The organism is Salegentibacter echinorum (genome assembly GCF_900129445.1).
Lineage (GTDB): Bacteria > Bacteroidota > Bacteroidia > Flavobacteriales > Flavobacteriaceae > Salegentibacter > Salegentibacter echinorum.
Map to the genome: position 1 here is coordinate 1 of NZ_FQVT01000030.1, position 4,278 is coordinate 4,278.

Annotated in this window: 4 protein-coding genes; all 4 read right to left on the reverse strand. The window is 40.4% G+C overall.

Annotation, left to right across the window (positions count from 1 at the left end; genetic code table 11):
* Window positions 1-35: 35 nt before the first annotated feature.
* Entirely contained in the window at window positions 36-659 is a 624-nt protein-coding gene (locus BUA71_RS17270) for a conjugal transfer protein TraK (RefSeq protein WP_072882021.1), read from the reverse strand.
* 10 nt (window positions 660-669) lie between these two features.
* On the reverse strand, window positions 670-1,512 hold the full coding sequence (locus tag BUA71_RS17275; protein ID WP_072882023.1) for a hypothetical protein: 843 nt from the start codon (window positions 1,510-1,512) through the stop codon (window positions 670-672).
* A 2-nt stretch (window positions 1,513-1,514) separates the two neighbouring features.
* Entirely contained in the window at window positions 1,515-2,135 is a 621-nt protein-coding gene (locus tag BUA71_RS17280) for a conjugal transfer protein (RefSeq protein WP_245812625.1), read from the reverse strand.
* Window positions 2,136-2,139: 4 nt separating this feature from the next.
* Window positions 2,140-4,278, reverse strand: a 2,139-nt coding sequence (locus BUA71_RS17285; protein WP_072882027.1) for a VirB4 family type IV secretion system protein, incomplete at its 5' end; no start/stop codon positions are given.

Here is a 4,278-nt window from a genome sequence, read left to right on the forward strand (position 1 = left end):
ATACGATTACGGCCAGGACAGCGCCAAATACTATTTTATTTTTTTCTATTTTCATCGGTTAATTTTTTAAGGGTGTTTTCGAAATAGTCGGTAATGAGCAGGCCGTGTGGGTTGTTGGGAAAGTTCCGATCGACCACTATTAATTTTCCCGTAGAAATTAATTCGTAGGTATCGACAATAGCACCACGGTTAATTTCAAAGATGGTACGTGTCTTGAAATAATAGTCATCACCTTTTTTCTCAAGTTCTGAATCGATGCTCAATACTTTTTGTACCAGGGAATATTGCAGCAATCTATTGTAAACCCCGTCAGCCTTTTTTTGGCGGTAGAGATCATCTACCGAGCTATTGCCCAACCAAAGTGCTTTCTCCAGGTTTTTCTCGTAATTACTGGCGTCGATATTATAAAAAAAGCTATGAAACAAATTCAAATGTGCCAGGGCTTCCACCCTGAAATTTTCTTTTTGACTCACTAGCTGCAAAGGAATAATATTGCCATCGGTACTAATAGCAAAGGCACTGTTCAGCGCTTTTTGGTTGACCTTATAATTAATCCATACGGAATAAATACTGGATAAAAATGAAAAGGCGATGACGGTAAATACAATAAACCTGTTGAATTTTAAAACGGTATAGATATTTTGATATGGTGTTTTCATAATGATGGATTTAGGCAGTAAATAATTTGATGGTAAATGAGGTGGCACGCCGGTAAAGTTTAAACTTTAGAAATACGATAAAGCCAACGGTACCTAATTGTACTACGGGCGCGAAAAAACCACTCCCGACTTCAGTACCAAACAGGTCCTTCCAAAAATTGGTATTGAGTTCTGTATAAATCGCGTTTATAAATACGTTGACCAGGAAAAATGCGGGCACTAGCATATACACCGCGGCGTAGAGTTTAAAGAAATTGTAGGCCAGCGAGCGAAATTTTTCAAAAACCGCCAGGCTAATGACCAGCGGAAAGAATACCTGCATAATGCCCAGCAGAAAAAAGCGTTCTGCCAAAAAAAGTGGATATATAAATAAGTCTAAAATCCAAAGTAAGATACCGAGTACAAAAGCAAAAATTTTAAAGCCGTAAAGTGGGGTAATTAAAGCTTCGTATAGTAATGACATAGCCATTGCTGCAGCATCGAATAGGTTTACCTCTTCTTCAATGGGAAGTTCTTGCATTTGCAAAGGCAATAGTGCAGGAGCAGTGCCCCGGTATGCAGTTTCAATGGCAACCAGGATCCCATCAAAAAAACCTAAAATTTGAGTGGAAAAAATTACGAGCAGCACTACCGCGAAATTCTTCGCCAGTTCGTTTGGGTGCAAGCCCCAGGTAATCCCGTTTCGCTCAGCCACTCCCTCACTATATTTTTTGAGAATATTGATCAAGAAGAACAGTACGGCAAGCGCTTTCATCCCGCCCATAGTGTATTGGGAAAAGTTGCTGTTTTTAATGCCCTGGAATATGGTATCCACATACTCCAGGCCTATGGCTAAAGGGATTGTCGTGGTCATCATCAGTAGGTGGGTTTACGGTTATTGATTTTGTCCTGCATCTTTCTAAATGAAATAATATCCCGGTAACGCCGGGTTTTTATCGTGATATTGGAAATCATCGCTTTGGATTCCTGCTCTTTCTCTTTAAGCATCCTGGCCCGATCGGCATCGCTCATCTTTAGGTAATCACTGGATAGTATCTGATTGATGAAGCCCACCGTTTCCAAGGAATTATCGATAATGGCACTAAAAGAATTGGTGATACCGGTTATTTCATTCTGTTTAATATAGGGTGAACGAAGAATTGTCCGAAGGTCTTTTTGCATTACCTGAACCAGTCGCTGATGGTTCCGGTTGATTTCCCGCACCGCTTTGAGCTGTTTGATCACATTATTGACCTTCTCCAGGTTCTCCTTCTGCTCTTTTAGAAATTTTACGGTCTTGACCAGGTTGGCAGTTTGTTTGGCTGATTCCACTAAAGATTTGACCAGGCTTACAAAATTGGTATTGTCATAAACCGGCATTCCCTGGGCCGTAGCACGGCCGGGCAATAAATAAATAAAAGCTGTTGCGATAATTAGAATTTTTGCCTTACTCATTGCTAAGTATTTGTTTTGGTATTCGTAAATCTTCGATTTCATAATATTATGTTTTAGTAGTGAATTGAAGGATTGCTTTTTCCATATTCTGATGTTCTTTGTAAAGCTTCATAATGACTTTGTTTTCCTGCCCATCGGTGAGGTAAGCGGCATATACTTCTTTGGGTACTTCCAGCCGAAACACGTTACTTTCTTTACCAATTTTGATAAATATTTCGGTGTACTTGCGTGGTCCGGTTAGGTTGTTTTTAATAGATTTTAATTGGTTCAGGTCGTGGCTGGAGAGGTTTAATCTTTTGACTAGGGGATCGTAACCTTTTTCATTGTTCAAACTATAGATGACCTGTGTGTTTTCCAGTATACTTGCTGAAGTGGAATTGTTGGGTAGCTGGTTAATGGATTGCAGGATAATCCCAATAGCCCCATTTTGTTTTCGGATGGCCTGGTAGTAAAACTCCACGCTTTCCAAAACATTTTCAAACTTGAGCTGCTTGGCAAACTCATCAAACAAAATGATGCCCTTCTCTTCCCGGTTTTTCCAAATTGTTCGTTGTATGGCAGATTTTATCAGCTTTAGCATTACGGAGAGGATTTCTTTATTGTCCTTTACTTCATCCAGTTCAAAAACAATTAAGCGCTTGTCCTCCAACTTGTAGGTTTGGTCTTCACTGAGTTCAAATAGGAAGCTGTATAGACCATCGCCAACATACTCCGACATTACATGCAAGAAGCTTGTGATATTGAAGTAGTCAGGATGGATTTTAAGATAGTTGAGCAGATCTTTTTGGTTGCGCTCCACAAAATGGTAAAACTGGTCTAAAGAGTGATTTTTAGGGGTGCACTCATAATAATACCGTAGGATCTTTTTAATGGAAACCGATTGCGTCTTGGTAACTTTTAAATCGGAAGCGAATAGTTCAAATAGAAAAATCGATAAATCTTCGAGTCGATCGGGGGTTAAATCCTTAGCATCACTTATATAAAATGGATTGATGCCCAGGGATTTTCCACTTTCATAGCGCAGCACGGTATATTGCCCGGGGTAAAGTTTAGCGAATTTGGTGTATGAGCCGCCTAAATCGATAATGACCAGACGAACCCCACTTTCAAAATATTGCCGTAAGATGTTGTTGGCTAGAAAGGATTTGCCTTCCCCGGTAGGGGAAAAAATGGCAAAGTTCCGTGCCTTAATGCGTTTCTTATCTTCATCCCAAACATCCTTCAATACGGGAATGTTCTGCTCCCGGTCATTAAAAATAATGCCGGTAGCGTCCGATTTATAATTGGTGTTATTGATAAATAGGCAGAGGGCGTGTTTTAGATCGGTGACGTATAGGTCTTGATTTGAAAAATTGGAAGCAAAACAGCAGTAACTGTTAAGGATATAGTTTTTGCGTTCTGCTCCCCTGGGGTAATATGGCACAATATCCAAAGCTTTGAACTCCGATTTTATCTTAGAAGCAATCTGGTCGAGTTTTTCGGGATTTTTATCCCAATACATAACATTGAGTTGCCCGCGGATAATCCGCGCCTGGTCATCAGCATTGATCGCGTCCAGAATATGCTGGATTTTACCCAGGACTACTTTATTTTGCGATCCGAAATTGGCGCTCTTATTGAGTTCTTCTATCTTCTTATCCAGGATCTTCCGCCATTTTTGTGTGGCATCCAGGTATACTATCTGGTTAACGATATGGTTTTCTTTAAGGGAAAGCCCCAGCCCATCAATGAACCCCTGGTGAAATACAAAATCATCGGAAGTGAATTTCTCATTGGTCTTGCTACACTGTACACTTTCGCCAAAGCACAGTTCGCTATTGATGGCCAGGGCATCAAAATAATATTCCCCGATATCTATGTATTTATCATCCAGTAACATATCGGTATCGTAACCGCAGCAATACCCGTTGAAATAATCATTGCTGATCTGTCGTATTTCTTTGGCATCCAAAGCTTCTAAAGCCACTCCCCTACTACCATTGATATAGCCTACCGAATCCTTAACGGCCTCAATAAAAGATTTTAGGGTCTCATCCAGTTTTCGAACCAATCCTTTGGCCGGATCCCGAAAAGGGTTTACGTATTTTGGGTTATTTAATGCCCTGTTTTTAGTTAAGGTGAAAAACAGGTAAGATCGGTGCTCCATATATTCCCTGCCCTTAAAATGATCGTGGGTGGCGCGTGC